The organism is Pseudomonas fluorescens (assembly GCF_002022275.1).
Classification (GTDB): Bacteria; Pseudomonadota; Gammaproteobacteria; order Pseudomonadales; family Pseudomonadaceae; genus Aquipseudomonas; species Aquipseudomonas fluorescens_AJ.
Window position 1 is genome coordinate 47,598 of sequence record NZ_MSDF01000002.1, and the last position, 6,114, is coordinate 53,711.

At 61.8% G+C, this 6,114-nt stretch carries 6 protein-coding genes; all 6 read right to left on the reverse strand.

The window, feature by feature from the left end:
* Window positions 1-4 precede the first annotated feature (4 nt).
* Window positions 5-1,345, reverse strand: coding sequence for an MFS transporter (locus BFW87_RS01535; RefSeq protein ID WP_078738239.1), 1,341 nt, complete (start codon window positions 1,343-1,345; stop codon window positions 5-7).
* Window positions 1,346-1,519: 174 nt separating this feature from the next.
* Complete coding sequence (locus BFW87_RS01540; RefSeq protein ID WP_078738240.1) at window positions 1,520-2,458, reverse strand: biotin-dependent carboxyltransferase family protein; 939 nt, start codon at window positions 2,456-2,458, stop codon at window positions 1,520-1,522.
* Window positions 2,455-3,231 (reverse strand): 5-oxoprolinase subunit B family protein, encoded by a 777-nt coding sequence (locus BFW87_RS01545; protein WP_078738241.1) that lies wholly within the window; start codon window positions 3,229-3,231, stop codon window positions 2,455-2,457. The genes BFW87_RS01540 and BFW87_RS01545 overlap by 4 nt, the downstream gene beginning before the upstream one ends.
* Window positions 3,232-3,332: 101 nt before the next feature.
* Entirely contained in the window at window positions 3,333-3,758 is a 426-nt protein-coding gene (locus tag BFW87_RS01550) for a VOC family protein (protein ID WP_078738242.1), read from the reverse strand.
* 110 nt (window positions 3,759-3,868) lie between these two features.
* On the reverse strand, window positions 3,869-4,744 hold the full coding sequence (locus BFW87_RS01555; protein ID WP_078738243.1) for a LysR family transcriptional regulator: 876 nt from the start codon (window positions 4,742-4,744) through the stop codon (window positions 3,869-3,871).
* Window positions 4,745-4,775: 31 nt separating this feature from the next.
* A complete protein-coding gene (locus BFW87_RS01560) occupies window positions 4,776-5,978 on the reverse strand; it encodes a YeeE/YedE family protein (RefSeq protein WP_078738244.1) in 1,203 nt (400 codons plus the stop codon).
* Window positions 5,979-6,114: the final 136 nt, after the last annotated feature.

Here is a 6,114-nt window from a genome sequence, read left to right on the forward strand (position 1 = left end):
GGTATCAACGTCTAAGTTCGCCCTGCGAGGTTTCCCGCAATGTGGTCAACGCCAGCAGTGCACACACTGCCGCCCCTGCCATGAAGAACCCCGGCACCAGCAGATTGCCGGTCGAGCCGATCAACGAGGTGACGATGTAAGGCGTAATGCCGCCGCCCAGGATCGCGCCCAGGTTGATGCTGATCGCCATGCCCGTGTAACGAACGCGGGTCGGGAACTGTTCGGCATAGGTGGGATAGCCCACGGACTGGATAACCGGCATCGGCAGCGTCGCCACAAAAAACGCGATGACCGCAATCAACAGGCTGCTGTTGTTCATCAGCACCATCATCGGGATCACCAGCACGGCGTAGCCGACAAAGCCGATGGTCAATGCCTTCTTGCGCCCGATGCGATCGGACAAACCGCCCCAGAACGGCATCATTGCTGCCATGCACAGGCTGATGCCGGCGATAACCCAATAGATTTTTGCCTTTTCAAAGTGCAGGTAGGTGGTCAGGTAGATGTTCATGAACACCAGGCCGATGTAGTACCCGGCATTCTGCGCGAAGGCGAACACCACCACGCGCAGCACCGCCGGAAGGTTCTGCGTGAGTACTTCCCTGACCGGCGCCGTGGGCGGTTTCTCCACGGCAAGAAAGGCTTTGAACTCAGGCGTTTCTTCAACGTTGTGACGCATGATGCAAGAGAAGATCACCAAGGGGATGGCGAGGAAAAACGGAATGCGCCACGCCCAGGCTTGCAGTTGCTCTGCATCGACCAGGCCGGTGGTGATGCCGCAGATAATCGCGGCCATCGACCCGCCAATCGCCACGCCGACCGGGGTGAACGCGCCGTAAAAACCGCGCCGACCTTTGGGCGATGACTCGGCCAGAAACGCCGCCGCACCGATCACTTCACCGCCTGCAAAAAAGCCCTGGGCCAGGCGGATGAGCACCAGCAGAATCGGTGCAACAATGCCCACCTGGGCCGACGTCGGTAACAGCCCGATCGCTGCCGTCGCAGTGCCCATTCCGATCACCGTGCTTAACAAGACTTTGCGTCGGCCAATACGGTCCGCCAGGCGACCGAGCAAAATCCCGCCCAGAGGCCGGATCAAAAACGCGCTGCCAAACACCGCCAGCGTCGCCAGCAAGGCCGCGGCGGCGTTGTCACTGGGAAAGAATAACGGCGCGATGATCGTCGCCATGAAGCCGTACACACCGAACTCGTAATACTCCACCGCCGTGCCTGTAGCGGCAGCAATGGCTGCACGTCTGGCAATTTTGGCGGAGCTGCTTTCAACCGTTGTAGCGGCTGGTTCGACACGCACTGACGGGGCTGAAGTAGTGAACACGCGAGACATAAACACCTTCCACTCTGACCGTTGGTCATTTGAGTTGTTGAGGTGGATTGCTCCACCCAGAAGTAAACCCATCGGTAACCGAAAGGTTTTAATGCTCGACAGTAGGAATTCTGAAAGGGGTCTGACTCATGTTGAAGCGCTCCTGTTTTTATTATTGGGTAGCGATGTGTGTGGCTAGTGGGCGGCCTCCAGCCGTTTCAGCAGGCGTGCACGCGCAATGAACAGCGCCTGCGCCGTGCGCATATCAATCATTGAAAATCGAACTTCATCGCCGGGCATCAATTGCGCCAGCCTGGGCAAATCCACACTCGCCACCTGGGCGATCCGGGGGTAGCCGCCGGTGGTTTGCCGGTCCGCCATCAGCACGATGGGCTGGCCGCCAGCCGGCACCTGCACGGTGCCGAACGTGACACTTTCCGACAGCAACTGCCTGGGCTGCGTCAGGTCCAGAGCAGCGCCGTCCAAGCGGTAACCCATGCGGTCCGAGGCGGCCGTCATCTGGTAGGGCTCATGCAGAAAGTCATGCCGGGCCGTTTCGCTGAAGTCGGCCCATTCGCGCCCCTGAAGCACCCGGACGGTCACGGGCTGGGTGGCTGCGGCAAACCGCAGCGCGGCAGGAACAGTCAAACGCGGCGGGTTGGCAAATGACGAACTGATCGGGAGCACATCCCCCGCTTTCAGCGCCCGCCCGCACAGCCCGCCAAAGCCGCCCCGGCTATAGGTGCTGCAGCTGTTCATCACAGGTTCGAGCACGTAACCACCGCTGACAGCCAGGTAGGCGCGCGCGCCGTATTCGCGCTTTTCAAAACGCAACGTGGCACCCGGCTTTACATGGGCGGCATGCCCCGGTTTCAGCGCAATACCGTCCAGGCTTGCACCCAGATCGGCGCCGGCCAGGGCGATCAATGCCTTGGCTTGAAAGCACAGCATCGGGCCTTGAATCGTCATTTCCAGGGTTGCCGCCGTGGTCGGGTTGCCCACCAGCAGGTTCGCCAGCGCATGGGCGTCAGGGTCCATGGCGCCATTGACCGGCACGCCCCAATGCTGGAAGCCGACGCGACCGGTGTCTTGAAAGGCGGAGAACAACCCGGGCCGAATCACGTGGATGCTCATGACTGCTCTCCCGTCATAAGCTCAAACTCACGGGCGGTGATCGGCACAAAGCGCACTTGATCGCCGCCCGTCAGCAGGCACGGCGGCTCGTTGGCGGGGCTGAACATCGTTAACGGTGTGCGCCCGACAATGTTCCAGCCGCCCGGTAAGTCCGCGGGGTAAATCACGCTCTGGCAGTTGGCCAAGCCCACACTGCCCTGCAGCACCCGCGTACGCGGCACGGCCCGGCGCGACAGTTTCAGCGCGGGGTCGTGCATGCCGATATACGGATGGCCCGGCGCAAAGCCCACCATCAGCACATCCACCCACTGTGCGCTGTGCGCGGCAATCACTTCGCTCGGGCTCATGGCACATGCGCTGGCAATTTCCAGCAGGTCCGGCGCGCAGTCGCCCTCATAACACACCGGAATATCCAAGCGCTTGGGCGTTGTGGGCGGCGTGTTTTGCAGGCGTGTCAGGGCGCTGTCGAGCAGCTCGACAACCGCGTCATACGGCATCAATTCGGGATAACGTGCGGCGAAGAGGGTCGGGGAATAGTGAATGCCCACCGACACCATCGCCGGGATGATATCCGTGATACCCGCGAGAGAGCCACGCGCCAACCGGTCATGCAGGGTGGCACTGAACGCTACCGCCCGGCGATTTGCCTGGGCACTGAACACCGTGGCAAACACCACCACGATGCAGCAGTCACCGCACGGCTCAAACCGCCAATACGGCTCGGCACGCACCGGCCGTACCGGCTCACGCACTTCACAGTGAACGTCGGACATAACGTCGTTTCTCGCAGGCGGCAGGCATGAAGATCCGCCCGGTCAGGCTTCACGTATTGTTAACGCCGTCGCTCTGTTGGCGACGGTCGCGCGGGTAACCGTTACTTGGCGAACAGCAGGCTCATGTCCTTGAACGCCTTGAATTCCAGAGCGTTGCCGCAGGGGTCAAACAGGAACATGGTGGCTTGCTCGCCGACCTGGCCCTGGAAGCGGATGTAGGGTTCGATCACGAATTGAGTCTCGCGGGCACGCAGCCGGTCAGCCAGGGCTTCCCACTGATCCCACTGCAAGATGATGCCGAAATGCGGGACCGGCACGTTGTGCCCGTCCACGGGGTTGGAGTGCACCGACTCCTGGGATTCGGTCTTGGGGTGTTCGTGGATCACCAGTTGGTGGCCGTAAAAATCGAAGTCCACCCATTGCGCGCTGGAGCGGCCTTCCGAGAGGCCAAACACGTCGCCGTAAAAGTGGCGAGCGGCGGCGAGGTCGTACACGGGGATCGCTAAATGAAAGGGTGAAAGGCTCACGGCGGTTACCTGCAAGTTCTGTTGGTTAGAACTCGATTCTTCACCAGAAACCCTTGCGGATAAAGCGCATATCTTTCGCCCTGAGCCTCAATAATTTCGATGCTCGCGCGCTATTTCGGCGCACCCAGCACTTCCATGACGCACGACCTGAACAACGCGAAGAGCGGCAGTTGGCGCTGGGTGTACTTGGTCAGCAAGACGATTTCGCGATAGAAAGTGAGTTTATCCAATCGCAAAACCCGCACGTCGCTGCCGTGTTCCAGCCACAAACCTGCCAGGGGCACCAGTGAAACCCCGAGGCCGCTGCGCACCATCTTGACGATGGCGTCCAGCTCGTCGAGTTCAAGGGTTTGCCGGGTCTGGATCTTTTGCTCCTTTAGAAACTGCGTGACCTGGCGACCGCCAAAGGAGCCGCGGTCGTACCGCACAAAGGGTTGCTCACGCAGGATCTGCAGGGGGTCATCGCCCTCCACGTCCTTTGCGGTGATCAGCACAAAGGGCTCACGCGCGATGACTTCGATATTCAGGTCTTTGGGCAGGCTGAACGGCGGGTGGATCATGATCGCCAGGTCCAGCTCGCCGGCATCTACCTGGCTAAGCAGGTTCAGCGACACGCCGGGCACCAGGCTGACTTCGATAAAAGGCGCGCGTTGTTTGAGGGCCACCAGCGCCTCTGGCAGGATGCCGGTCTGCACGCTGCCAATAGCGCCGATACGCAATGAGCCGTGAAAGTTGTTGGCGCTGTCGGGGGTGCCCATGCGCGAGAAAATATCGAGGATCTCCTCCGCCAGCGGCACCGCTCGCTGCCCGGCGGCATTGAGCGTGGCCGAGCGGCCGGTGCGGTCGAACAGCTTGACCCCCAGCGCGTCCTCAAGGTGCTTGATCTGCGCGCTCACCGCCGACTGCGTCAGCCCGACCTGCTGCCCGGCAGCGGCAAAGGTGCCGCGCCGGGCGGCGGATACAAAGGTTCTTAACTCTCGAATCATCCTGGTACCCTACTGCTAGAGGTTTAACCGCTCAGCAACCGCTCAACGCCACCTGCTGCCGTTCGCCCGCAAAGAAGAAGGGTCGCAAGCGCACGCCCACGCTGTTGCCGATAAACGCCGCCACCAGCCATACCCAGCCATGCAGGCTGCCCGAGGCAATGCCGCTGAAATTGTTGCAACCATAGGCCAGGCGCGAGCCATAGCCCAGCAGCAGGCCGCCGATCACCGCCGCCGCCAGCGAGCGCGCCGGAATTTTCAGGCTCGGCGCAAAACGCCCGGCTAGGCCTGCGGCCAACAAGGCGCCGAGGATGATGCCCACGTCCATCACGCTGGTGATGTCTTCCCACACCGGCGCGGCAAGGGCCTTGGCATTGCCAGGCATTTGCCAGAACGCCCAGCTGGCCACGTCCACCCCCAAACCGCTCGCCACTTTGGCGCCCCACAGCGCGAACGCCGACGTAATGCCCCACGGCCGCCCGGCCAGGGCCAACGTCGCGTAGTTGAGCAGCGCCAAGCCGATGGCACCCCACACCAGCGGCCAAGGCCCGCGCAGGAAACGGCGCAGGCCGGTGTGTTCGCTGCTCACGCCCTCTTCCAGTTGGCCATGACGGCGCTTTTCCAGGCGAACCGTGACCCAGGCAATCAGCGCGAACACCACCAGGCTCAGTCCCAGCGCCGGCATCACGCCGAAGCTCTTGACGATGGACACCGCCGGAAACGCCGGCAGCGCGAACCACCAATCCACATGGTGGGTGGCGATCAATGAACCGCAGATAAAGAACAACAGCGTCACCAGCATCCGCGCATTGCCGCCGCCGACGGTGAACAGGGTGCCTGATGCACAGCCTCCACCCAATTGCATGCCGATGCCGAAGATGAATGCACCGAATACCACTGAGATCCCGGCCGGCGCCACGAGCCCGACCACTGGCTGGCCGAATAATGTGCCGGCGCCCAGAGCCGGGAAGAACAGTAATACCGCCACTGCCAGCATCACCATCTGCGCGCGCAGGCCGGCGCCACGACGGTCGTTGATGAATACGCGCCAGGCGGAGGTGAAGCCGAACGCGGCGTGGTAGAGGGTCAGGCCCAGCGCGGCGCCGACTACCAGCAACAGTACCTGGCGTGAGTCGACAGTGTTTTGCAGGAACAGGGCGCCGAGTACCAGGATGATGAAAGCGAGCAACGGCGCGACGGGCTTGCGCGTGGGGGGGATGGGGAGAGTGGTGCTCATGGGGGATTCCGGTTGGTTTGGATAGGTTGATCGCCAGGGGGGGAGTATAAGCGTGCGGTAAACCATCGGTGTGTATGCATGTCTTTGTTGAGTACATATCCGTTATTTGGGTCATGGCTGATATGGGTTCCGCCCT